Origin of the sequence: Mycolicibacter icosiumassiliensis (assembly GCF_900078685.2) — a bacterium.
Lineage (GTDB): Bacteria > Actinomycetota > Actinomycetes > Mycobacteriales > Mycobacteriaceae > Mycobacterium > Mycobacterium icosiumassiliensis.
On sequence record NZ_LT546166.1, the window covers coordinates 367,288 to 391,225 of the forward strand.

Sequence of the window (23,938 nt, forward strand, 5' to 3'; positions counted from 1 at the left end):
CAGGCATCGTCGGTCTCACGCCGCTGTCCGCGCGCTGATCACCGCCGAGTTGCCGTAGTCCGGTCCCGGTTGTCAGCGCTCCCGCTGACCTTCCCGGAGACCCCGTGCCCCTACCCTTTTTTGACTCCCACGCTGTCGTCACCCTGACCGAGGTCGGCTTCAGCTGGCCCGACGGCAGTACCGCGCTGGCCGGCATCACCGGCTCGTTCGGTATCGGCCGCACCGGCCTGGTGGGTGCCAACGGCGCCGGCAAATCCACCCTGCTTCGGCTCATCGCCGGGGAACTGCGGGCGACCACCGGGCACCTCACCACCACCGGACAGGTGGCCTACCTGCCGCAGCTGCTCACCCTGAACGCCGACGCCTCGATCGCTGAGCTGCTCGGTGTCGCCGATCGAGTCGCCGCACTGCGGGCTATCGAAGGCGGTGACACCGCCGAGGCCCATTTCGAGGTGGTCGGTGACGATTGGGACATCGAATCGCGCGCCGATGCGGCGCTGCGCGACCTCGGATTTGGGGCGGCCGACCTCGATCGCCGGGTCGCCGAGCTGTCCGGCGGAGAGGTCATGCTGGTGGCGTTGACCGGGCTACGGCTGGCGGCCGCCCCGGTCACCCTGCTCGACGAGCCGACCAACAACCTGGACCGCACCGCACGCACCGGGCTGGCCCGGCTGGTCGACGCGTGGCCGGGCGCGCTCATCGTGGCCAGCCACGACACCGCGCTGTTGGAGCAGATGGACTGCACCGCCGAGCTTTACGACGGGCGACTCACCACCTTCGGCGGCCCCTACAGCGCCTGGCGGGCGCACCTGGATGCTGAGCAGGTTGCCGCCCGGACAGTCGCCCGCGCCGCAGAGCAGGTGGTCAAGGCTGAGAAGCGTCAACGTGTGGAAGCCGAGACCAAACTCGCCCGACGCAACCGGGCGCCCCAGGTCGCCCGCCAGAACAAGCGCGCCGCGAAGATCGTGATGAACCAGAACGCTTCCAATGCCCAGGTTTCGGCGGGCAAGCTGCGCGGGCACCTCGACGGGCGGGTCCGTGACGCCCAAGCCGATCTGGACGCGGCCGCCGCGCGGGTCCGCAACGACGAACACATTCGCGTCGACCTGCCGGACCCGCAGGTGCCCAACAGTCGCCGGCTGGCCGAGTTGCCGGGCGTGGCCGGGCCGATCATCGTGCAGGGCCCCGAACGCATCGCCCTGGCCGGTCCGAACGGAGTGGGCAAGACGTCGCTGCTGGAGGCACTGCTTTCCGGTGGTGCCGGGCGACTGTTGACCGACCGGGTCGGTTACCTTCCGCAACGCCTGGACCATCTGGACGACACCGTGTCCGCGTTCGACACGGTGTCGGCGGTCTCCGGCAGGCAGCCGCAGGCGGTGCGGGCCCAACTGGCCCGGTTCCTGCTGACCGCCGACTGCGTGGCCCGGCCGGTCGGCACCCTGTCCGGGGGTGAGCGATTCCGTGTCGCGTTGGCCCAACTACTGCTCGCCGATCCGCCGCCGCAGCTGTTGCTGCTCGACGAGCCGACCAACAATCTCGATCTGGACAGCGTCGGTCAGCTCGTCGACGCGCTGGGAAGCTATCGGGGGGCCTTCATCGTGGTCAGTCACGACGACGAGTTCCTGGCGCGGCTCGGCCTGAGGCGAACGTTGACGATGCCACGCGGCGGTGTGCTGGTCGATGCGAGTTAGTGTCACAACATGACTCGCTCCCGTCCTGGTTGGCTGATCGCGCTGTGCGCGGCGATTCTGTCGGTCAGCGCATGGCTGCCGTGGCTGACCACGTCGGCCAGCGGCGGCGGGCATGCCAGCGCGATCGGCGGCAGCGCCGGCGCCATCGCACTGCCGCCCCGCTTCGGTGTCGGCCAGCTGATCGTGCTGCTGGCCGCCGTCCTGCTGGTGGCCGGCGCGATGGTGGCCCGGGAACTGTTCACCCGGTTGGCCGCGGTCGTCGCCGTGCTGGACTCCGTGCTTCTTAGTGCCCTCGGTTTCTCGTACTACCGGCTGAACGTCGTCGCGCCGATCAGCCCTGGTTATGGCCTCTACATCGGCGCCGTCGCCGTGGCGGGTGCCCTGGGCTGTTCGGTGTGGGCGCTGGTCACCGCAGTGCGGCGATGACCTCAGCGAAGGCCTCGGCGTGTTCCTGCTGGACACGGGGCCGGTCCTGCCGGCTACTGTCACAACGCTGTGCCATGGTGGCCTCATGACGCAGCCGAGGTCCGTGACGACGGCCGACGTTCTTGAACGGGCCCAACGGTTTCCTCGACTGCGCTATATGGGCTCGAAATACCAGCTGCTGCCGCACCTGGAGCGGTTGTTCGCCGATCTGGGCGGTGAGACTGCCGTCGATGCGTTCTCCGGTTCCGGGGTGGTCTCGTACCTGTTAAAGGCACAAGGGTTCTCGGTCACGAGCAACGATTTCCTGGCATTCCCCGGCATGATCACCCGTGCGACTGTTGCGAACTCGTCGGTGCGACTCACTGCTGGGGACATCGACCTGATCTGCGGACCGGCCGTTGATGACCGTGACTTCATCCAGACCAAGTTCGACGGGCTCTACTACACGCCGGAGGATCGTGCGTTCCTCGATTCGGCGTGGTCGCACATCGATCAGCTGACCGGGTTCAAGCGAGACATCGCGATCTCCGCGCTGGTGCTCTCCGCTGCTCGACGCCAACCTCGCGGGGTCTTCACCTTCACCGACTCCACCAAGTATGCCGACGGCCGCCGCGATCTCCGCATGACGCTGCGGGAGCATTTTCGTCGGGCTGCAGCGGAGTACAACGCCGTGGTGTTCAGTAACGGGAGCAAGAGCCGCACGGTTACCGGCGATATCTTCGACCTGGACGTCGAGACCCCAGACCTGGTGTATCTGGACCCGCCCTACGCGCCGCCGCGGGACGACGCGGACTACATGAAGCGCTATCACTTCCTCGAAGGATTGAGCGTCTACTGGCGTGACGTCACGATCATGGAAGAGACGAAGACCAAGAAGATCGCGAAGCGATTCACTCCGTTTGCCTACAAGCGCACGATCGAGGACGCGCTGCTGCGGACCTTTGAGCGGTTCGAGGGTGCGGGCGCGATCGTGCTGTCCTACTCCTCGAACGCGCTTCCTGACGCCAGCCGGATCGTCGACTTGCTCGGCAAAGTGAAGACGGACGTCCAGAAAATTGCCGTCGACCACAAGTACAGTTTCGGAACGCACTCGGCGGCCACTCGCCGCGATGTGTCCGAGTACCTGTTTGTCGGAACCAATTCATGAGCGATGCTGTTCCGTTTGCCGATTACCTCGGCGCCCTCGGTCGTTTGAGCGCACACATCGACCCCCTTGCCGCTACGTCCGAGACCGACGCGATCCGTCGCGCGGTCATGTCGCTGGCTGCCCTGCCGACGATTGATCGCGCGTCGCTCACGGCTTGGGTGACCGCGTATCCCCGCGACGTACCAGTGCTGGCGCTCTTTGTCGGCCTTGGACAGGAGAAGCTCAAGAATGCGCTCAAGCATGAGTTTGATACTTCCGGCTGGGTGCTGCTCGCCCGCAATCGAGCTCGCGAGCTGATCGACTGGCTCGACGACGCGTACTTTCTGGTACCGCAGACCGTTGCGCAACTACACGCGCAGTACGGGGTAGCGGACGTACTCATAGCGCGTGCAGGTACCCGGGCCGCGGCTGCAGCTGCCGGGCAGCAGGGGCGTCGCGTAGAAGATGAGATCGAAGCCGTAGTCAAGGGGCTCGGCCTGCCCTACCAGACGCGCACGCGTTTTGTAGGGCGCAGCGGGCGCACTGCTCCGTGTGACCTAGTTATCCCCAACGGCAGTGCCGCGGAGATCGTGGTCGCCGCGAAGGGCTACGACTCGACCGGCAGCAAGCTCACCGACGCGGTGCGGGAAATCGAGGAGATGGCAGAGGTTCGCACCCCGCGGCAGTTCGTGATCGCCGTGATTGACGGGATCGGCTGGAAGAATCGGGTCTCGGACCTGCGCAAGATCCACCAACTCTGGGATGATCGGGAGATCGACGGCATGTATACGCTGGGCACGCTCGACCAGTTCCGCAGCGATGTCGCCGATGCCGCCCGGTTGCGAAAGTTCTTGTAAACAACTCACTCTCGTGTACCGGGTAGGTGCTCGTCACCGCAGTGCGGCGATGACCTGGGCGAAGGTCTCGGCGTGTTCCTGCTGGACGGTGAAGTAGCTGACCCCGTAGCGGCGGCGGCGTTCGCGCAGCGTGTCGGCCATGTCGTCAATGGACCCGGACAGCACTGGGGGTGAGGCCAACAGTTCCTCATCCGACAGTGTCGGCGCGAATCGGCGGGTCAGCGACAGGTTGGGCATCCCCGAGCCGTCGGTCGGCACCGCCGTGATGGCCAGGTTCAGTTCGAGGGCGTCGAATCGATTCCCCGCGGCGGCGCGGACGAAGCCGATCCGCTCAGCCAGGGAATCGTCGGCACCGTCCACCCGCGATCCGGTCAATCCGATGATGTCGGCGTGGCGAGCTGCCACCGTCAGTAGCCGATCGCCACTGCCGGCGATCAGGATGGGCACGCGCGGCTGGTGCGTCGCCACATGTTTCGTCACGTGCGCGAGGTATTCGACGCGGCGGCCGGCGCTCGGAAAGGGCAGCTCGGCGGCCTCGAACTCCGCACGAACATAACCGGCGCCCAGACCCACTTCCAGCCGCCCGCCCGACAGCACGTTGGTGTCGGCGATGTCGCGGGTCAGCAGCGCCGGCTTGTAGAAGCAGGCGTTGAGCACATAGGTGCCCACTCGGATCGTCGAGGTGGCCGCGGCAGCGGCGACCAGGACCGGGAATGGGGCCGGGGCGCCAAGATGGTCGGGCACGTGCAGGACGTCGAATCCGAAACCCTCCATACGCCGGGCAGTCTCGGCGAGTTCGGTCGCCGACCCGATCGGGTTCAGGCCCACACCGAAGCGAAACGGCTTGTCCACCCAACTACCTCCTCGGCGGTGCCGGTGGGGGCGCGGGACTGGACGCCGGAGTCGGTGCCGCTGCTGGAGAACGGGTCTCGCTGCTCGCTGAGTCTTCCGGTTGCGCGGCCGGGAAGACCCACTTGCCCGACAGGATGTCCTTGTCCGGCCGGTAGAGCCGGACCATGTAGTTCCATCCCGGTGTGGTCGGCAGGCAATTGGCAATGTTGTCGTCCGAACAACCCCCGAACTGCACGGTCACCGATCCGTCGGCCGCTTTGTCCGCGGTGATGTCGTTGACCGAGTACGCCTGCTGCGGGTTCTCCGTGAAGTAACCGTTCTTGTTGTAGACCGTGATCGACCAGAAGGCTTTCACCGGAACGTCTTTGACGGTCAAGCGGTACACCGTGTTGCCGTCGTTGCGGGCCGGGGTGACATTGAGGTACAGCGCCTCCTCCTCGGAGTTGCCGCCCCACGCCGCGGCAGCCCCGATCAAATGCCGCACCGGGTCGGTGTTGGCCTCGGTGCCGAACATGCCCCGAGTGTCGGGGATGGTCTGGGCCAGGTCCAACAACGCGTCGTTGACCTTCTTCTGGCTGACCGGATCCCACCGGGGCACGTCGAAGCTGCCGGTGTCGTCTTGTTGCGCCGTGATCGCGTCCTGCAGTCGGTGTGCTGCGGCCAGGTCGGCGGGATCGTTGGGGTCGGCCAGGATGCGAATGGCGACGGCCACATAGCGGGTTCCGACATGCTGTTGATCCAGGGTGTGCTCGCCTCCGCCGTAGAACATGTCGGTGGCGTATTCGTCCTGGTTGATCACCTGCGCCGACATGTATCGCTGACCGGGATCGGGCAGGGTCAGCGTGACCGGACTGGCCTGTAGGTCGAATACCGCCGCCGAATACAAGGTGTCTCGGTTGGAGCGCACCACCAGCTGCCGGTCGACCGGGGTGACGTCGCGCATGTGGAAGAAGCGGCCGAAGCCGTTCTCGTTGACGATGTTGGTGAATTCCTGGTCCGTGACGGCCCGCACGAAGTTGTCCGGTGACACCAACACCATGCCGTTGGGGGTGCTGCGTGGGGCCAGGTTCGCGACTGGGTCGGTGCCGGTCTTTGTCACCGTCAGCCCGCAGCCGCTCAGGACCAGGGCCGTCGTCACCGCGCCGAACGCAGAAAGCCATCGCATGGGCATGCAGCGCAACCTACCTGTCGATACCGGCTGATGTGGGCAACGGGTTTCGCGACACGGCCTCCGCAAGCTGCGTGTCGACTATTGCACCTCCTGCGGCCCAGAAGTATGGTCCCAATAAGAATAAGCCGTGAGTAAAAAGAGAATTTGATTAACGAGGCCGAGGAGAAATGGCGGTGGAGATGCCGGACAACACCGAAGCGCAGCGTCCCGTGAGGGTCTCGGCCCGGCTGCTCGCCTCCGGTCACGGACGGCGATTGGGGACCGCCGCCGTCGCGGTCGGCGGCGCGCTGTCGATGTTGCTGGGCAGCCCGTCGGTCACCGCCAACAGTGTCGCGCCTGCGGTGACGTTGACCGCGGGATATCAGCAGGCTCTCGATGCCCTGCTCGACGCCATGAGGCAGGCACAGGCCTTCGATCTCTCGCTGCCGTATGCCTCGTCCGGCGACGCGGACACGCTGATGTCGATGCTGCGCAACACCAACTACCAACTGATCACCACCGGATTGTCGCGGGTTACCGAGCTGTTCAACGGGGTGTTCTTCCAATCGCCCGAAGTGGTCGCCGGTAACGTCGCCGACCCGCGCCAGTATTTCGACTACTTCACCCCCGACATCTACTACCACGTCACCGCGGGGCTGGCTCCGGGCGCAACCTACGTGCTCACCGGAAACCTTGGCGGGGGAACCGAGCATCTGTCGATCAGCACCATGGCCGTCACCGGTGCCACGGCCAACACCATCGAGGACCTGGAACTGGGCCACGGCTTGGTGGTCGACGCCAACGGCAACTTCACCATCTACATCGGACCCGAAGCACCCGCGGGCGCCGTCAACTTCCTGGACTCCTCCGACGCCACCGTCGGCGGCGCCGCGTCCCTGTTGATCCGCGACATGCTGGGCGACTGGGCCAAGGGGCCCGGCAGCATCAGCCTGCAGTGTGTCGCCGACTGCCCGCCGTTCTTTGCCATTCCCGCCGGCGGATTCTTCCCCACCGAAGGCGGCGGAACCGACGCGCCGTCCGGGCCGGGCAAAATCGGCTCCGTCGATGACGTGCTGAACATGCTGCTGGGCGCCTTCGCCCAGATCGTCGTTCCGTTCAACCAGCGCAGCATCGAAGGCGGCGCATCGGTTGGCATGGAGGTGCCCGCCAACACGATGATGACGCTGGCACCCGAGACCAGCTACGGAGTCGGTCTGGAGTCTGCCGTCGTCACCGGCGGCAATTTTGATCTGGACCCCGGCGAGGCGCTGATCCTGAAGGTGCCGACCATCGACGCTGCCTATAGCGGCATCGAGTTGATGAACGTCTACGGTGGGGCGCTGCCCTACGTCATGGCCCAGACCACCCTCAACCACACCCAGACCTATTACGCCGACGACGGCTACACCTATTACGTTGTCAGCGCGACGAATCCGGGCGTCGCCAACTGGCTCGACACCGGCGGTCTGACGCGAGGTGAGATCTTCGCGCGCTTCGAGAACGTCGACGACCGCGACGCCGCGATCGGTCTGGGAGTGACGGCCCAGGTGGTGCCGGTTGACGACATCGCCCAGTACCTGCCCAGCGACACTCCCACCGTCAGCCCTGAGGAGTTCGCCGCCGACATGGCCCGGCGGGTCTTCTCCTACGACTACGGCCTCGATGTGTCGCGGATACACGCCCAACCGGCCTGGGTGCTGCAGCATCTGGAGCTGAACGCGCTATCGGCCCTGATGGGCAGGGATAACTTCGAGTCGGTGTTCGGCAGCCAGCCCTTCACCCCGATCGAGCTGCGGTTCACCGACGCGCTGAGCCCGGACTGGGATGTCGTCATGCGCAGCGTCTTGGACCACCCGATGGAAAGCCTGACCTCGGTGTGGAACGCCCTGCCGGTCCTGACCAGCGACGTCACCTTGCCGATCACGCTGGCGCTGGCCCAGACCGCCATGTCGGTGCTGATGCCGCAGATGTTCATCACGGCCATCGACGATGCGCTGTTCAACCCGAACACCAGCATCCTGTCCGGCCTGCTCAATGCCCGCGACGACTTCGCGACGGCGATCTTGAGCGGCAACAACGACTGGCCGACCGAACTCAGTGAGCAGGCAGCCCAGCAGTGGGCGACCATGTCCGACCTGATCGCCAACACGCCGAGCTTCAGCCTGGTGGATCTGTTCGGCGGCTGATCGGGTTACAGCCTTGCGGTGAACCTGATGGTTGGCTGTGGCTTTGAAACTTGTTAGCTGGAGCTGCTTGACGGGCCTAACGAAGCCTGAGGATCGTTGGAGTATGGCGCTTCGACGTCTCAGGGTGGAAGGCTCGCCGGCCAGCAAGGCGATGGGTCGTCAACGCCGGCGGACGGTTGGAATAGCCAGCGTGGCCAGCGCGTTTGTGACCTTGGGGCTGGGGCAGCTGGCGTCCGCGGCCGATGTCCACGCCGATGAGTTTGATGTGATCGTTGACCAGGTCCTTAATTCGATGACGGATTTTTTGGAAATGGACTCGGTTAGCACCGTGTTGGGCTCCCAGCTGGACACCAGCCTCGTCAGCTGGCTCGGCAGCCTCGATCCGGTTGCCGCGGTCAGCGCTGATGCGCAGCAGATGAGCCAGAACTTGCTGGTCAACCCCGGCTTCGAGACGGCCGATCCATCCGGGTCGGGCTACAGCGGGGTGACCATACCGGGCTGGACGGAGACCGGCACCCCGACCGTGATCGCCTACGGCACTCCGCTGGGTTATCCGTCGCCGGTGTCGTTTCCGTTGCCGACGGTGTCCGGGTTGTTCGGCTTTCCGCAGGACGCACCGCCTGGAGGCGGCGACAATTTCGCCGGCGGCGGCCCGGTGGGCACCTCCAGCATCAGCCAAACCGTCGACGTCGCCGGCGCGGCCGGAACGCCGTATGCGCTCAGTGCGGATCTCGGTGGCCAAACGTGGAACCCGTCCTACGCCTCAGTGCAGGTCAATTTCCTCGACGCCCACGGCGATGTGGTGGGCACCGGCTCGCTCAATCCCGTCACCGTCTGGGATCGCTGGGGTTTCACCGGGTTTGAGGAACGCGAGATCACCGGCACAGTACCGGAGGGCGCCGTCTCCGCGCAGGTGACCACAACCTTCACTGACAAGAACGGGTTCCTCGGTAACTACAACGGCTCCTACGCCGACAACGAGTCGTTCACCGTCGGCGATCCGAACCTCAGCCCAGCGCCGCTCGTCCCACCGACCTCTGACGTCGGCCAACTGGATCACGTGTTCGTCATCTACATGGAGAACAAGGGCGCCGACGACATCGTCGGCAGCCCCAACGCGCCGTACATCAACAGCCTGATCAACAACTACGGATATGACGACAACTACTACGCGCTGAGCCACCCCAGCGACCCCAACTACTTCCGGATCCTGGGCGGCTCGGACTTCGGCATCGACTACAACTCGCCGCCGAACTCCATCGACGCCCCAAGCCTCATGCAGGAAATGGATCAGGCGGGCATCACCTGGGCCGGCTACGCGCAGAGCATGCCGTCGCCGGGGGCCATCGTGTCCTCGGGTGACTACTCCGTCGACGAACTGCCCTTTGCCGAATTCAACTACGTCTACGGCAACACCCCCGACTACCTGCAGGAGCACCTGCTTCCACTGACGCAGTTGGCCACCAACCTCGCTGACCCGAGCACCTTCCCGGGATTTACCTGGATCGCCGCCAATGAGGACAACAACATGGAAGGCCCGGTCGACTCCTTCAGTGGCGTTCTCCAATTCATTGCCACCCAGTTCACGAACCATCAGTACAACGTCGCGGCCGGCGACCAGTTCGTCCAGCAAGAGGTCTCCACCATCGAGAACTCCAAGACGTGGACCGACCCGAACGAGAAGGACGTCATCATCCTCACCACCGACGAGGACAACAACAACCTGTCACTGGGATTCGGTAACCAAGGCAATAACGTTCCGATGATCGTCATCCCGAACGACGGCGCCGTGACACTCGGCGGGATGCAATCCGGCAACTTCACCACCGACGCCTACTACAACGAGTACAGCCTGATGGCCACGATCGAAGACGCCTTGGGTCTGGCCCCGCTCACCGACAACGACATGTACGCCCAGCCCATGAACGCCTTCTGGAAGTAGTCACGGCCCGGCGCACCGTCAAGCATCAACCGGAGACAAAACGTCAAGCATCACCCGACGCCATACAAAAAATGGTGCCCCCGGCAGGATTCGAACCTGCGACACCGGCTTTAGGAGAGCCGTGCTCTATCCCCTGAGCTACGGGGGCGGGGACCTGTTGGAATAGGTGGTGAAAACTCTAGTTGATGGTGGGCGGTCGCCGATGCGCGGTCGTGGGGGCGCGTCGCCTGCCGGCTTCCGGTGGTTGGTCAGCCCTGAGACGGCCCGGTCTGGTTGAAACGCGCAGCAATCCGCGGATTGTCCAGCAGGTGCTCCGGGAACCCGGGACCTGCGTGGGCGTGGGTTTGCTCGGATGCCACGGCGGCACCGCAGTGTGCGCACACCACGATGGCCTCCAGATCGTGGCCGCACGGCTCATGGCTCAGGATCACCGGCAGTTCTTTGCCGTGATGCATCCACCGGTCGCCCCAGGTCTTCATCGCGGCCATGACGGGGAAGAAGTCACGGCCGGATTCGGTGAGCAGGTATTCATGCCGGACCGGCTCGGTCTGGTATTCCCGGCGCTCGAGCAGGCCGGCGTCGACGAGTACGCGCAGTCGGTCGGTCAGGGTGTTGCGGGCAATGCCTAGGGAGGCGATGAACGCGTCGAACCTGGTTTCGCCGTAGAAGGCCTCACGGAGCACGAGCAGCGTCCAGCCGTCACCGACCAGGTCAGCGGTGCGCGCGATGGTGCAGGGCCATCTGGCGAACGAGGTCGTTTTCACGTCGATGAGCATATCAGTTGCGTGTTGAGACGGACTTGTGGCGACAGCGTCGACGGGTTACTGTCGGGTCAGTTTCAATATGCAACTGCCGAGGCCGCCGAGGAGCGATGCATGTCCGAAGTCACCCTCACCGCCGGGCGCGAACCCACGTTGAAGCCGACCGCCTGCATCCTGTGCGAGTGCAACTGCGGCATCGAGGTGCTCGTCGAGCCCGATACCGGACGGTTCTTGAAAATCCGAGGCGACAAGGCGCACCCGGCCTCGGCCGGCTACACCTGCAACAAGGCGCTGCGCTTGGACGCCTACCAGAACGGCCGCAACGATCGGCTCACCAAGCCCCTGCGGCGCCGCCAAGACGGCGCCTTCGACGAAGTCGACTGGGACACCGCGCTCACCGAGATCGCCGAGCGGCTCACCCGGCTGCGTGATGAGCACGGCGGCGAGTCGATCTTCTACTACGGCGGAGGCGGCCAGGGGAACCATCTCGGTGGGGCCTACGCGCCGGCGACGATGGCCGCCTATGGCGCGCGTTTTCGCTCGAGTGCGCTGGCGCAGGAGAAGACGGGTGAGTTCTGGGTTGCTGCCAGGATGCTGGGCCGTCCGCACCGTTCCGATTTCGAGCACTGCGAGGTCGCGGTCTTCGTCGGCAAGAACCCCTATCAGTCCCACGGTTTCCCACGGGCCCGCTCGGTGCTCAAGGAGATCGGCAAGGACCCGTCCCGATCGATGATTGTGATCGACCCGGTGCGCACCCAGTCAGCTGAGCTGGCCGACTTTCATTTGCAGCTGCGCCCGGGCACCGACCTGCACCTGTTGACCGCGATGGTGGCGGTGCTGGTGCAGGAGGATCTGATCGACCACGCCTGGCTGGCCGAGCACACCGACGGATTGGCCGAGGTCGCCGCGGTGATGCGCGAGGTGTCGGTCGCGGACTATCTCGCTGTCGCCGACGTGCCCGAAGATCTCGTGCGCGCCGCCGTGCGACGCATCGCTGCGGCCGGGTCGGTGGCGATCCTGGAGGATCTCGGCGTCCAGATGAATCGCAACTCCACGACTGTGTCCTATGTCGAGAAGCTGTTGTGGCTGCTTACTGGCAATTTCGCCAAGCGCGGAACGCAGTACGTCTTCTCCGGGCTCGCGCCGATCGCTCGCGATCGCGGGCAGCCGTTCGATCAGATGCCTCGTACCCCGGTCAGCGGGGCGGCCATCGTCAGCGGGCTGATTCCCTGCAATTCGATTCCCGACGAGATCCTCACCGATCACCCTGGCCGGTTCCGCGCGGTGATCGTCGAGAGCAGCAACCCGCTGCACTCGCTCGCGGACAGCGCGCGGATGACGGAGGCATTCCGGGCCCTGGAGCTGGTGGTCGTCATCGACGTCGCCCTGACCGAGACCGCGCGTGAGGCGGACTACGTGCTGCCGCCGCCGACCCAGTACGAGAAGTACGAGGCGACCTTCTTCGACTTCGAGTTCCCGCGCAACCTGTTCCATCTGCGCCATCCGCTGCTGGACGCCCCGGCCGGTCAGCTGGCCGAGCCCGAGATCCACGCCCGGCTGTGCGAGTTGTCCGGGGCCGTCGGCGAGGCCGACTACGCGCCGCTGCGGGCAGCTCTGGCCCAAGGCCGGGACGCCTTCGCCCAGGCGATGCTGGGGGTGCTCGCCGACCGCCGGCTGGCCAAACTGGCCCCGGTCCTGCTCTACCGGACACTGGGCCCGACGCTGCCGGACGGCGCAGCGGCCGCGGCCGTGCTGTGGGGAGCGTCGCTGATGTGCGCGATGGAGAACCCGGCCGGTGTCGCGCGGGCCGGCTACGGCGAGGGGCTGATGGCCGGTGATCGGCTCTTCGAGGCGATCCTGGCCAGCCCGCACGGAGTGGTCATCACCGACGACGAAGACGACGCGTCCTGGCAACGACTCGGCGGCCGGCGCATCCAACTCGACGTACCCGAACTGCTCGATGTGGTGCGCAAACTCGGCGACGACGAAGCCATCATCACCGACCCCGACTATCCGCTGGTGCTCTCCGCCGGCGAGCGCCGCGACTTCACCGCCAACACGATCCTGCGCGACCCGGCCTGGCGTAAACGCGATCCCGAAGGCGCGCTGCGGGTTTCGCAGCCAGACGCCGCCGCGTGGTCGTTGACGACCGGTGACCGGGTACGAGTATGTACCCGCCGTGGCTCGGCCGAAGCCGCGGTCACGGTGGTCGACACCATGCGGAAGGGGCACATCTCGCTGCCGAACGGGCTCGGTCTGGTCTCCCAAGACGGCGAACAAGTCGGCGTACGCCTGAACAACCTGACCGCGTCCGCAGACCGCGACGAATTCGTCGGCACCCCATGGCATAAGTCCATCCCGGCCAGACTGGAGAAGATCTGATGCACACGTTCCGTCAGGCCATCGATGCTCGTGATCTCGATGCTGCGATCGCGTTGCTCGCCGACGACGTGGTGTTCCGCAGCCCGATCGCGCACAAGCCCTATGCGGGCAAGGACATCGTCGGGGTCATCCTGCGAACCGTTGTGACGGTCTTCGAGGATTTCCGCTACTCATGACCGCTGACCTGAACCTGGCGACCGTCACCCTGGAGCGCGACGGCCATGTGCTGCTGATGGGCCTCAATCGGCCCGAAAAGCGCAACGCATTCAACACTGTGATGCTGGCCGATCTATCCCGCGCCTACGCATTGTTGGAAGCCGACGGCGACCTGCGCGTGGGCGTGCTCTTCGCTCACGGCGAGCACTTTACCGCCGGGCTGGACCTGATCGATGTCGCGCCGAAGATCGCCGGCGGCGCATCGGTCTATCCCGAAGGCGGGCGTGACCCGTGGCGGCTCGACGGCACCTGGACCAAGCCGATCGTCGCCGCCACCCAGGGGCGCTGCCTCACACTGGGCATCGAGTTGCTGCTGGCGGCCGACATCCGCCTCGCCGCCGAGGACGCCCGATTCGCCCAGATCGAGATCCGCCGCGGCATCTTCCCGTTCGGCGGCAGCACGATTCGCATGCCGCAGCAGGCCGGCTGGGGCAACGCGATGCGCTGGCTGCTCACCGGCGACGAGTTCGACGCCGTCGAGGCTCATCGCATCGGTCTGGTCCAGGAGGTCAGCCCCGATGCCAGCACGGCCCAGCAACGCGCCCGCGACATCGCCCACACCATCGCCGACCGTTGCGCACCGCTTGGGGTCGCCGCCACCCTGGCCTCGGCGCACGCGGCATCGCTGGACGGTGACAGCGCCGCCATCGAACAACTGCGCCCGGAAGTGCAGCGGCTGTTCGGTAGCGCCGATGCCGCCGAGGGAGTGCAATCCTTCGTCGAACGCCGCGACGCCCGATTCCAGGGCCGCTGAACCACCCACCCGGAACGCGGATCCGGTTTCGGGCACCGAGACTGAGACATGGGGTGTGGTTTCGCCCTGTGGTTGAGCGTGTCTTGGGCGCTGCGGGGTCACTCGCCGGCCGTGGTTTTGCTCCGCTGGTAGTGCCGACGCGCTTTCATGCGGTTGCCGCAGATCGCCATTGAGCACCACCGCGCGGTGTTGGGCTTGCTGCGATCAATCAGGAACAGCTGGCATTCGGTGTTGGCGCATGGCCGAAGTCGTCCGGGGCTGGAGATCCGTAACGCATCCCAGGCGAGTATGACGCGCGCGACGGGTTCCGCCGACAGGGTCCAGGCGATGCCGTCGTCAGACATGACGGGGGACAGCTCAACGCCTTTGAGGAAGGGCTGCAACGTCTGCGGGGCCAGGTCTCCGCGCACCACGGCTTGCAACGCGGTCCGCGCGTTGAGGAGTTCCTGAAGTTGCCCACTGGTGACGGAGATGCCGTGCGCATTCAGCCAGGCTTGGGCCGTGGCCGGATCGTCGAGTTCATCGTGTGGCACGCCATCGATGACCGGGGTGGTGTTGAGCAGGTCCAGTAGCAGAGCCTCATCGGCGGGCCCCGTCGCGGCAATTTCCACATAACCTCCAAAATGCTGTTGACAGGTTACACCATGAGTGCTTGACTCCTAACTATCAAAATCTGGTTAAGGGGTTAGTTATGGTTTCTTCGGTCAGGCACCAGTACGCCACCGTCGACGGGCGACGGTTGTTCTACCGGGAGGCCGGAAGCGGCGACGCGCCCGCGATCGTGTTGTTGCACGGCTTTCCGACCAGCTCCTACATGTTCCGCGACCTCATCACCCACTTGGCGGACGACTACCACGTGATCGCCCCGGACTACTTGGGCTTCGGTCATTCGGATATGCCGCTGGTAACCGAATTCGACTACACCTTCGACAACCTCGCGGGGCTCGTCCAGGGGCTGCTGGATCAGCTCGGGCTGGCCCGCTACGCCATCTATGTCCAGGATTACGGCGCGCCGATCGGCTGGCGACTGGCGCTGAGCCGGCCGCACTCCATCAGCGCCATCATCACGCAGAACGGCAACGGCTACGACGAAGGCTTCATACCGGCCTTCTGGTCAACCGTCTGGGACTACCAGCGTGGGCAGACTGCCGAGACCGAGGCGGCCATCCGCGCGGCGCTGGACATCGAATCGGTCAGATGGCAGTACCTGACCGGTGCGCCGGACGAGTCGCTGGTCAGCCCCGATACCTGGACCCTGGATAGTGCCCTGCTGTCTCGGCCGGGCAATGACGATATTCAGCTCACGCTGTTCCGGGACTACGCCACCAACCCGCCGATGTATCCCGCGCTGCACGACTACTTACGCACCAGCGGGGTTCCGGTGCTGGCCGTGTGGGGAAAGTCGGACCCGATCTTCGCCCCCGACGGTGCCCGGGCGTTCGGCCGGGACGCACGAGAGGCCGAAATCCATCTGCTCGACGGCGGCCACTTCTTACTGGAGACCGCGGTCGATGAAGTGGCGGAGTTGATCAAAGGCTTCTTGCGCCGGGTCGGCGGACATTGACGCTTATAGCTCGAAAAAACCTACACACCAAGATATTCAGAGGAGATGCACCATGGCTACGACACCCACGCCGGCCATCCCGGCTCGCCCCGCGGTAGTGCGAGAAGCCGCGGGCGGCCCGACCATGCGCGCAATTGTTCTCGACGGCTTCGGGGGACTGGACACTTTGACCTACGCCGATATTCCCAAGCCACTGCCGAAGCAGGGCGAGGTGGTGATCAGGGTCAAGGGATTCGGACTCAACCACGCCGAGATGCATATGCGTCGGGGTGAATGGGCCGAGGCCGCCGAAGTCAGCGGTATCGAATGCGTCGGCATCGTCGACGCTTGTCCAGGCGGAGAATTCCCGGTGGGCGCCCAGGTCGCCGCACTGATGGGCGGGCTCGGCCGTAGCGTCAATGGCAGCTACGCGCAATTCACCCGGGTGCGCGCCGAGAATGTCGCGTTGATCGAATCGGACCTGCCGTGGAGCCAGCTGGCCGCACTTCCGGAAACCTATGCCACCGCATGGACCTGTCTGTTCCGCAACCTCGACTTGACCGCGGGGCAGACCATCGTGATCCGCGGAGCGACCTCGTCTTTCGGTCAGGCGGCTGTGAAGCTGGCCGTGGAGGCTGGAGCGCGGGTGATCGCTACAACGCGTAGCCGGAAACGGTTTGGCTTGCTGACGTCGCTCCGGGCTGAACGTGCCGAGCTGGAGGTTCCCGATTTGGGTACTCACATCGCCGAAGCCAAACGGGTGGATGCCGTTCTCGATCTGGTGGGCAACAACACGATTCTCGACTCCTTGGACATGCTGCGCCGGGGCGGTACGGCGTGCTTGGCCGGCTGGCTCGGGGGACTGGATCCCATCGCCGACTTCAACCCGCTGTTGCAGATGGCCAGTGGTGTCAATCTCAGCTTCTTCGGCAGCTTCGTGTTCGGTGCCCCGGGCTTTCCGTTGTCGGACGTGCCGCTGCAGGACATCGCCGGCAAGGTTCGCGACGGCCGCCTGGAGGCCACGCCGTCACACGTCTTCTCCTTTGACCAGATCCGCGAAGCGCATCGGGTTATGGAATCAGGGGAGGCCGGCGGAAAAATCGTCGTGGTACTCGACTGAGATCGTTGCTGGTCGGCGTACCTCGCCATCAGCGCAGGTCAGCCGGCGGGGTGTGCACCAGCAGTGGGTCGGGATCGGCTGCCATCGCCAGCAGGCCACGCACGCCGCGGATCACCAGCGGCCAATTGCGGGGGTTGCGCAGGTTGAGCCCGCCGATGAGCTGCTTGAGCATCGACAGGGTGTCGAAGTAGATCCGCTCGGTTACCAGGGTCTCGTCCTCGCCGAAGACGAAGTAGGCCGTCATCCGGGTGCGGTGCCGCGATCCGGTCGCCGGAACACCGCCCAATGGACCCAAATGGGTTCCCAGAAGCCAGAACTCGACGATCACCGCGTCGGCGCTGTGGCGCGGCGCGATGATCTCGTGGTCTTGGTCGGGGAAGGCGACGCGGGTGTCGCGGTAGTACTGGCGGACCTCGGCATCACCGTCGTGCACGGTCAGGGTGGGGACGATCTCGTAGTGCGGATGCGGAAACGTGGCCAGTACGTCGTCCCAGTCCTGGCACACCTCGTCGTGGAAGTGGTCGAGGACGAGTCTCTCGCGCGCCAGCAAAACGTCGGCGGGTGGGATGGCGAAGCGGTCGGTCATGGCATCCTCCAGACAAGAGCCCGCGGCGTGGCGATAATGGCAGGCTAATGACATATGACTACGACGTAGTGGTGATCGGTTCGGGATTCGGCGGCAGCGTGGCGGCGCTGCGCCTGACCGAGAAGGGCTACCGGGTTGCCGTATTGGACATGGGCCGGCGCTGGGCCCCCACCGACTTCCCGCCCAACAACTGGCACATCCGCAAGGCGATGTGGGCACCGAAGCTGGGCTGCTTCGGCCCGCAACGGCTGACCGTGCTGGGCAAGACGTTCATCGCCAGTGCTGTCGGGGTCGGCGGCGGGTCGTTGATCTACGGCAACACCCTCTACGAGCCGGTGGAGCGGTTTTACAGCGACCCGCAGTGGGCGCACATCACCGACTGGAAGTCCGAGCTGGCACCGTATTACGAACAGGCCCGCCGGATGCTCGGGGTGACACCCACCCCGCACACCACCCCGGCCGACGAGGTGTTGCTGGCGGTGGCCCGCGATCTCGGGGTCGAGGACACCTACCACCCGACCAACGTCGGCGTCTTCTTCGGCGAGGAGCCCGGCAAGACTGTCCCGGATCCGTTCTTCGGCGGGGCCGGCCCTGAGCGCGCCGGCTGCATCGGCTGCGCACAGTGCTTCACCGGCTGCCCGCACAACGCGAAGAACACCACCGAGACCAACTACCTGTATCTGGCCGAGCACGCCGGCGCCCAGATCCATCCGATGACCATGGTCACCGATGTGCGGCCGCACGGCGACGGCTATGTGGTCAGCACGGTGCGCACCGGCCGCTGGGTGCGCAAGCACAAGCGCGACTTCACCGCGGGCCAGGTGGTGTTCGCCGCGGCCTCGCTGGGCACCCAGCGGCTGCTGCACAAGCTGCGCGACACCGGATCACTACCGCATCTCTCACCGCGCTTGGGCGAGCTGACCCGCACCAATTCTGAAGAGGTGCCGGTGGTGTTCGCGCCCGATCGTGACGATTTCGCGCAAGGCGTGGCGATCACCTCGTCGATCCACCCGGAGGCCAGCACCCATGTCGAGGTGTGCCGCTACGGCAAGGGATCCAACCTGTTGTCGATGATGGGCACGCATCTGATCGACGGCGGACCGTGGCGGTTCGCCCGGCTGATGCTGACCATCGCACGCCACCCGGCGATGATGCTGCACAGCATGTTCCCCCGCGACGCCTCGGCGCATTCGATCATCGTGCTGGTGATGCAGTCGCTGGACAACTCGCTGACCACCTACCGCAAACGTGGCCTGTTCGGCACCCGCATGACCACGAAACAGGGTGCGGGCGAACCTAATCCGGACTGGATCCCGACCGCCCACGACGTAGCGCGCCGGATGGCCGACAAGGTCGGCGGGATGGCCGGCGGCACCTACCTCGACGCGCTGAATATCCCGCTGACGGCGCACTTCATCGGCGGTTGCCCGATCGGTGAATCCGCGGCTACCGGGGTCATCGACCCCTATCAGCGCGCCTACGGACATCCCGGCGTCCACGTGGTCGACGGGTCGGCGATCACCGCCAACCTGGGTGTGAACCCCTCGTTCACCATCACCGCGCAAGCCGAACGGGCGATGGCGTTGTGGCCCAACAACGGTGAGCCCGATTCCCGCCCTCCGTTGGGCCAGCCGTACCGGCGCATCGCACCGGTGCGACCGCACCACCCGACGGTGCCCGACGATGCCCCCGGCGCGCTGCGACTCCCGCTGTCGCCGGCCTGACGGCCTCGGCGGGTTTGGCCCGTTGCGGGGAATGAGACCCACGCAGAGCTATCGTTATCAACCGTCATGAAACCGGATCAGGATGCCGTCGGCCGAGCCGCGCTGGAGTCGCAGATATCAGCCGATCTGCGGGAGCTGGCTGCCGAATCCGAGCAGATCGGCCAGCGGTTCGCTGATTCCAACAACGTACGCCAGACCGATTTCCGCGCGCTGCTGCACATCATGGTCGCGGAGACTGCCGGAACCCCAATCAGTCCCAGTGAACTGCGCGAACGCATGGGACTGTCGGGCGCGGCGATCACCTACCTTGTCGATCGTCTCATCGAGTCCGGCCATGTGCGGCGCGAAGCGCACGCCTCCGACCGACGCAAGGTCACGTTGCGCTACTCCGAGCTGGGCTTGGACACCGCCAGAGGATTTTTCACTCCGCTGCAGAATCACACCCGGCTAGCGCTGCAGGAGTTCTCCGACGTCGACCTGGACACTGCACATCGGGTTTTCGCTGCCGTCATCTCGGCGATGCGGCGCTTCCATTCCGAGCTGGAGAATCCGTGAGCCAGTCCGCCGTCGCGCGACACCGCTGCGACCGGCAAGCCCAAGTCAGGGGTTTGGGGGCAAGATAGCCCGATGCCGGTCCTGCTGTGGTACCGCCGCGATCTGCGAGTCGGTGACCTGCCGTCACTGTCGGCTGCACTCGCGGAGGACCCCGAAGTGTTGTGCTGTTTCGTCCTGGACCCGCAGCTTGAGGCCTCGGCCGGGCGGCCTCGTCTGCAGTTCCTGGGGCAGTGTCTGCGGAACCTTCGCGATGACTTGGGCGGCCGGCTGCTGGTCACTCGCGGGCTTCCGCAGCAGCGGATTCCACGGATCGCCGCCGCGATTGGGGCGTCGGCCGTGCATGTCTCGGAGGATTTCGCTCCGTTCGGGCGCCGGCGTGACGCGAGCGTTCGCGCCACACTTGGTGACATACCGTTGGTGGCTACCGGCTCCCCGTATCTGGTCTCTCCGGGACGGGTCGTCAAAGACGATGGGGCTCCCTACCGGGTCTTCACCCCGTTCTTTCGGCGGTGGCGTGAGCACGGCTGGCGGCGTCCGGTGCACTCGCGGCCGGCGTCGGCGCACTGGATCGACCCCTTCGCCTTGTCCAACGAGATTGCTCAACCGGTGGAAATCCCGGACTTCGGTGGACGGCTCGAGCTCCCCGCGGGCGAAGGTGCGGCACTTGAGCACTGGAAGGCATTTGTCGGCAGCGGTTTGGAGCGCTACGAGCAGGACCGCGATCGACCCGACGGCAGTGCGGGAAGCCGGATGTCGGCCTACCTGAAATTCGGCAACATACATCCGCGCACCATGGCCGCCGATCTCGACCCGCAGGATCCGGGGTCAGCTGCCTATTTGCGGCAGTTGGCTTTCCGGGACTTCTATGCCGCGGTGCTGCATTTTTGGCCGCGCAGTGCTTGGGCTAACTGGAATCGTGGGTTTGACTCCATTCAGACCGATACCGACGCCGAGGCGCGGCGCCTGTTCGAGCGCTGGAAGGCCGGTGAGACCGGCTTTCCGATCGTCGACGCCGGCATGCGGGAGTTGCGCGCGACCGGATTCATGCCCAATCGGGTGCGAATGATCGTCGCATCGTTCCTGGTCAAGGACTTGCATCTGCCCTGGCAGTGGGGTGCGCGCTGGTTCTTGGATCAGCTGGTGGACGGCGACGTGGCCAACAATCAACATGGCTGGCAGTGGTGTGCGGGATGCGGCACCGATGCCGCGCCCTACTTTCGGGTCTTCAACCCGACGCTGCAGGGCCGCACATTCGACCCCGACGGCGCCTACGTGCGTCGCTGGGTCCCGGAGCTGGCGGACGTCGCCGACCCGCATCTGGTTGGGGCCTCCCCGCCGCCGGGGTATCCGGAGCCCATGGTGGATCACCGCCAGGAGCGCTCCGAGGCGCTGCGCCGTTACCAGCGGATCAGCGGCTAGCCGAACGGAGCTGAGCTGATCGGCTCGGCCGAGTAGCTAAATAGTTCATTAAATGAATGATTCAATTATTGAACAGCTATCCGGTGTGGGGCTACGGTTGATGCTGTTCGGACAGCACGGAGGTGGCTACATGACCAACCGGATGAGCCGGGGCCGGGCATGAAGGCAATACGCTCTGTGGTGACTGCCGCTCTTCAGGCGCTCGGATCACTAGTTGGTTTTCGCAACGGTACCGAAGAGCCTGCGTACACCGTGGAGCAGCGGACTCGCGATGTAGAGGTTCGCCGCTACGCGGAGCGCGTGGTCGCTGAAACAGTCGTCACCGGTGAGGTGGAAACGGCACGCAGCACTGGCTTTCGGCGGCTGGCCGGATATATCTTTGGCGGCAATCACTCCCGAGCGAAGTTCGCGATGACTGCACCCGTCGCCCAACAGTCCACCACCCCGAGGCAATGGGTGATTCGCTTTTTCATGCCAGCCGGCATCGGCCTGGAGTCGCTGCCGGAGCCCGACAACTCCGCAGTGCAGTTGGTGCGCATCCCCGCTGAGACGGTCGCGGTGCACACCTTCTCCGGCGATCGTGGTCGTCGCGCTGTTGAAATGCGCACCGCGACGCTGCTTAATGCCGTGAAAAACATGCAGTTTGAGCCAGACGGTGTACCGCAGGCGTGGTTCTACGATCCGCCTTGGACCCTTCCGATGTTTCGTCGCAACGAGATTGCGGTACCTGTCACCGAGAACGATTGACCCGAAGGAGCTTCGTGCGCATCTCCACCCTGCTCGGCACCGGCGCCGCCGTCACCGCTGCCGCCATCACCGGAAGCATTGCTACCACCCCCGCGGTCCAATCGGATTGGTATGAAGGGCTTTCAAAACCCGCGTATCAGCCGCCTCGCCAGGTCTTCCCCATCGTCTGGCCGGCGCTCTACGCCGACATCGCCGCTGTTTCGGCTTCCACCATCGATGAGCTGAACGCCCGAGGTGAGGTGGCAAAGCGGCGGTCGTACGTGGCTGCGCTGGTGGTGAACCTCGTCCTCAACGCGGGCTGGTCGTGGCTCTTCTTCAACCGCCGCCGTCTGGGGCAGTCCACTCTGGTCAGTGTGGCACTGGCGACGAGCAGCGCCGATCTGGCGCGCCGGGCCGTCGCTGTTCGAGGTGCGCGGGCCGTGCCCCTGGTGCTGTATCCGCTGTGGTGCACCTTCGCCACCGTGTTGTGCGGACACGTCGCGGTACTCAATCGCCGCCGGTGAGGCTCACGGTGGGCCGGAACGCCCCAACAGATGTCTGAGCAGGGGTTCGAGTTCGGGCATGCGGAACGGGTGATCGGCATCGTTGAGACGGCTGGGCAGCGCCCGCTGGCTCGCGCACGCGAGTTCACGAGCCCCCTGGGCGCCGAGCAACAATCGCGGACCCAGGCCCGGCACCGGAAGTACGGTAGGCCGGCGTAGCACCCGGCCGAGCACCTTGGTGTATTCGGCGTTGCGCGCCGGATTCGGGGCGACCGCGTTCACCGGCCCAGAAAGGCCGTGGTCCCACAGGGCCCGGTGATAGATGTCGATCAAGTCGTCGATCCCGATCCACGGCAGCCACTGCCGGCCGTTGCCGAGCCGACCGCCAAGCCCCGCTGCGAACAGTGGCCGCATCAAGCGCAACGTCCCGCCCCGCGGGGACTGCACGATGCCCGTGCGAACGCGCACCACGCGGGTCCCCGACTGCTCTGCCGGCGTGACGGCGTCCTCCCAGTCGGCGACGACGTCGGCCAGGAACCCCTCGCCGCGTTCGGTGTCTTCGGTCAGAATGTCGTCGCCGCGGTCGTAGCCGTAATAGCCGACGGCCGAAGCGCAGATGAGAGCGGTCGGTCCCGCGGTAGTGCCGGCGATCAACTCAGCGAGCTTTCGGGTAGGTCCGATTCTGCTGTCGCGGATTTCGCGGCGGTGTTCGGCGGTGAACCGTCCGGCGATCGACGCGCCGGCCAAATGAATCACCGCATCGATTCCGGTCAACAGGTCACGGTCTGGATGGTCAGGATTCCACTGCCGCTCATCAGGATTGCCTGCGGCATGTCGAACCAGTCGAATCACCCGGTGGCCGCCTGTGTTCAAGAATGCCGTCAAAGCCGAACCCACGAGCCCCGTCGATCCGCTGATGGCCACGGTCAGGGGCGTCAGGCCGTGTTGTTCGGCCCGCTGATGCGCGGCGAGGTCGTCGGCGAGCTGGCGGTGCCGGTAGACGAACATCGGCCGCAGCAAGAACTCGGGGATGGGGGTGTCGACCTTGTCGATCACCCGTGTCCGGCCGTCGCCCAGATCCTCGAACTCGTGGGTGTGCCGCCAGCTGAGCGTGACCCGGGTGGGTAGCGATGCCAGGCCTTGCCCGCCGAGCGCATCGACAAACCGCTCGGGCGGAGCGTAGCCGTCGGGCTGGTGTTCGGCGACCCAACGAATCCCGCCGGGAAGGGCGAGTACGGCTGTCCCGCTGCGCAGCGAGTCGGCCTCGCTGACGAGGTGCATCGGCTGCCACGGCGGACTCAGACGAGTGAACGCGCCCGGCCTCGCATACCAGGCGAAGACCTCCTCACGCGGCGCGGCAACAGTGCTGGAGAAGATCAATCCCATGCTTCGACGCTACTGCGCCCTGCCGTAACCCGC

21 protein-coding genes, 1 tRNA gene and 1 pseudogene are annotated in these 23,938 nt (G+C 65.5%); 16 read left to right on the forward strand and 7 right to left on the reverse strand.

Going from position 1 to position 23,938, the window contains the following annotated elements; translation table 11 throughout:
• The first annotated feature begins 104 nt into the window (after positions 1-104).
• The 4 genes from BN4346_RS25420 (at position 105) to BN4346_RS25435 (ending at position 4,100) form a co-directional block, all read left to right on the forward strand.
• Entirely contained in the window at positions 105-1,691 is a 1,587-nt protein-coding gene (locus BN4346_RS25420) for an ABC-F family ATP-binding cassette domain-containing protein (RefSeq protein WP_067967372.1), read from the forward strand.
• 9 nt (positions 1,692-1,700) lie between these two features.
• Entirely contained in the window at positions 1,701-2,117 is a 417-nt protein-coding gene (locus BN4346_RS25425) for a hypothetical protein (protein ID WP_067967373.1), read from the forward strand.
• An 85-nt stretch (positions 2,118-2,202) separates the two neighbouring features.
• Positions 2,203-3,264 carry a DNA adenine methylase gene (locus BN4346_RS25430; RefSeq protein ID WP_235653515.1) on the forward strand — a complete coding sequence of 354 codons (1,062 nt, stop codon included), beginning with the start codon at positions 2,203-2,205 and terminating at the stop codon, positions 3,262-3,264.
• Complete coding sequence (locus tag BN4346_RS25435; RefSeq protein WP_067967377.1) at positions 3,261-4,100, forward strand: hypothetical protein; 840 nt, start codon at positions 3,261-3,263, stop codon at positions 4,098-4,100. Before BN4346_RS25430 ends, BN4346_RS25435 begins: the two co-directional genes overlap by 4 nt.
• A 33-nt stretch (positions 4,101-4,133) precedes the next feature.
• Here the strand turns inward: BN4346_RS25435 and BN4346_RS25440 are convergent, their stop codons facing one another.
• Both BN4346_RS25440 and BN4346_RS25445 read right to left on the reverse strand, forming a co-directional pair.
• Positions 4,134-4,952 carry an LLM class F420-dependent oxidoreductase gene (locus BN4346_RS25440; RefSeq protein ID WP_067967379.1) on the reverse strand — a complete coding sequence of 273 codons (819 nt, stop codon included), beginning with the start codon at positions 4,950-4,952 and terminating at the stop codon, positions 4,134-4,136.
• 4 nt (positions 4,953-4,956) lie between these two features.
• Complete coding sequence (locus tag BN4346_RS25445; protein WP_078058424.1) at positions 4,957-5,982, reverse strand: DUF1214 domain-containing protein; 1,026 nt, start codon at positions 5,980-5,982, stop codon at positions 4,957-4,959.
• Between the two features lie 308 nt (positions 5,983-6,290).
• On the opposite strand from BN4346_RS25445, the gene BN4346_RS25450 reads away from it, so the two are divergent.
• Together BN4346_RS25450 and BN4346_RS25455 are read left to right on the forward strand one after the other, a co-directional pair.
• Positions 6,291-8,288, forward strand: a complete 1,998-nt coding sequence (locus BN4346_RS25450; protein WP_235653516.1) for a hypothetical protein — start codon at positions 6,291-6,293, stop codon at positions 8,286-8,288.
• 190 nt (positions 8,289-8,478) lie between these two features.
• A complete protein-coding gene (locus BN4346_RS25455) occupies positions 8,479-10,230 on the forward strand; it encodes an alkaline phosphatase family protein (protein ID WP_067967383.1) in 1,752 nt (583 codons plus the stop codon).
• A 72-nt stretch (positions 10,231-10,302) separates the two neighbouring features.
• Here the strand turns inward: BN4346_RS25455 and BN4346_RS25460 are convergent.
• Together BN4346_RS25460 and BN4346_RS25465 are read right to left on the reverse strand one after the other, a co-directional pair.
• Positions 10,303-10,378: transfer RNA gene (locus tag BN4346_RS25460), tRNA-Arg, on the reverse strand.
• Between the two features lie 100 nt (positions 10,379-10,478).
• Positions 10,479-10,994: a winged helix-turn-helix transcriptional regulator gene (locus BN4346_RS25465; RefSeq protein ID WP_067967640.1), complete on the reverse strand. Its 516-nt coding sequence runs from the start codon at positions 10,992-10,994 to the stop codon at positions 10,479-10,481.
• Between the two features lie 111 nt (positions 10,995-11,105).
• Between BN4346_RS25465 and BN4346_RS25470 the strand changes: the two genes are divergently transcribed.
• The 3 genes and pseudogenes from BN4346_RS25470 to BN4346_RS25480 all read left to right on the forward strand — a co-directional run bounded on the left by BN4346_RS25470 (position 11,106) and on the right by BN4346_RS25480 (position 14,343).
• A complete protein-coding gene (locus tag BN4346_RS25470) occupies positions 11,106-13,373 on the forward strand; it encodes a molybdopterin-dependent oxidoreductase (protein WP_067967386.1) in 2,268 nt (755 codons plus the stop codon).
• Positions 13,373-13,543 (forward strand): annotated as a pseudogene (locus BN4346_RS25475) (nuclear transport factor 2 family protein); the annotation flags it as partial. The gene BN4346_RS25470 and the pseudogene BN4346_RS25475, both read left to right, overlap by 1 nt.
• 2 nt (positions 13,544-13,545) lie before the next feature.
• Positions 13,546-14,343 carry a crotonase/enoyl-CoA hydratase family protein gene (locus BN4346_RS25480; protein ID WP_067967389.1) on the forward strand — a complete coding sequence of 266 codons (798 nt, stop codon included), beginning with the start codon at positions 13,546-13,548 and terminating at the stop codon, positions 14,341-14,343.
• 98 nt (positions 14,344-14,441) lie between these two features.
• On the opposite strand, the gene BN4346_RS25485 is transcribed toward BN4346_RS25480, so the two are convergent.
• Positions 14,442-14,954 (reverse strand): CGNR zinc finger domain-containing protein, encoded by a 513-nt coding sequence (locus tag BN4346_RS25485; RefSeq protein WP_067967392.1) that lies wholly within the window; start codon positions 14,952-14,954, stop codon positions 14,442-14,444.
• An 80-nt stretch (positions 14,955-15,034) separates the two neighbouring features.
• Here BN4346_RS25485 and BN4346_RS25490 point away from each other — a divergent pair, with 80 nt between their 5' ends.
• Positions 15,035-15,907 (forward strand): alpha/beta fold hydrolase, encoded by an 873-nt coding sequence (locus tag BN4346_RS25490; protein ID WP_067967396.1) that lies wholly within the window; start codon positions 15,035-15,037, stop codon positions 15,905-15,907.
• A gap of 52 nt (positions 15,908-15,959) precedes the next feature.
• Positions 15,960-17,006 carry a zinc-binding dehydrogenase gene (locus BN4346_RS25495; protein ID WP_067967399.1) on the forward strand — a complete coding sequence of 349 codons (1,047 nt, stop codon included), beginning with the start codon at positions 15,960-15,962 and terminating at the stop codon, positions 17,004-17,006.
• Between the two features lie 28 nt (positions 17,007-17,034).
• Here the strand turns inward: BN4346_RS25495 and BN4346_RS25500 are convergent, their stop codons facing one another.
• Positions 17,035-17,592 carry an ester cyclase gene (locus tag BN4346_RS25500; RefSeq protein WP_067967404.1) on the reverse strand — a complete coding sequence of 186 codons (558 nt, stop codon included), beginning with the start codon at positions 17,590-17,592 and terminating at the stop codon, positions 17,035-17,037.
• 47 nt (positions 17,593-17,639) lie between these two features.
• On the opposite strand from BN4346_RS25500, the gene BN4346_RS25505 reads away from it, so the two are divergent.
• From BN4346_RS25505 to BN4346_RS25525, 5 genes are all read left to right on the forward strand, one after another.
• Complete coding sequence (locus BN4346_RS25505) at positions 17,640-19,316, forward strand: GMC oxidoreductase (protein ID WP_067967407.1); 1,677 nt, start codon at positions 17,640-17,642, stop codon at positions 19,314-19,316.
• A 66-nt stretch (positions 19,317-19,382) separates the two neighbouring features.
• On the forward strand, positions 19,383-19,871 hold the full coding sequence (locus BN4346_RS25510) for a MarR family winged helix-turn-helix transcriptional regulator (protein WP_067967408.1): 489 nt from the start codon (positions 19,383-19,385) through the stop codon (positions 19,869-19,871).
• A 72-nt stretch (positions 19,872-19,943) separates the two neighbouring features.
• Positions 19,944-21,290 (forward strand): cryptochrome/photolyase family protein, encoded by a 1,347-nt coding sequence (locus BN4346_RS25515; RefSeq protein ID WP_067967411.1) that lies wholly within the window; start codon positions 19,944-19,946, stop codon positions 21,288-21,290.
• A gap of 159 nt (positions 21,291-21,449) precedes the next feature.
• Positions 21,450-22,037 (forward strand): SOUL family heme-binding protein, encoded by a 588-nt coding sequence (locus BN4346_RS25520; protein WP_067967413.1) that lies wholly within the window; start codon positions 21,450-21,452, stop codon positions 22,035-22,037.
• 14 nt (positions 22,038-22,051) lie between these two features.
• On the forward strand, positions 22,052-22,540 hold the full coding sequence (locus BN4346_RS25525; protein WP_067967416.1) for a TspO/MBR family protein: 489 nt from the start codon (positions 22,052-22,054) through the stop codon (positions 22,538-22,540).
• A 3-nt stretch (positions 22,541-22,543) separates the two neighbouring features.
• Here BN4346_RS25525 and BN4346_RS25530 read toward each other — a convergent pair whose 3' ends face one another.
• A complete protein-coding gene (locus tag BN4346_RS25530) occupies positions 22,544-23,905 on the reverse strand; it encodes a TIGR01777 family oxidoreductase (RefSeq protein WP_067967420.1) in 1,362 nt (453 codons plus the stop codon).
• Between the last annotated feature and the right edge of the window lie 33 nt (positions 23,906-23,938).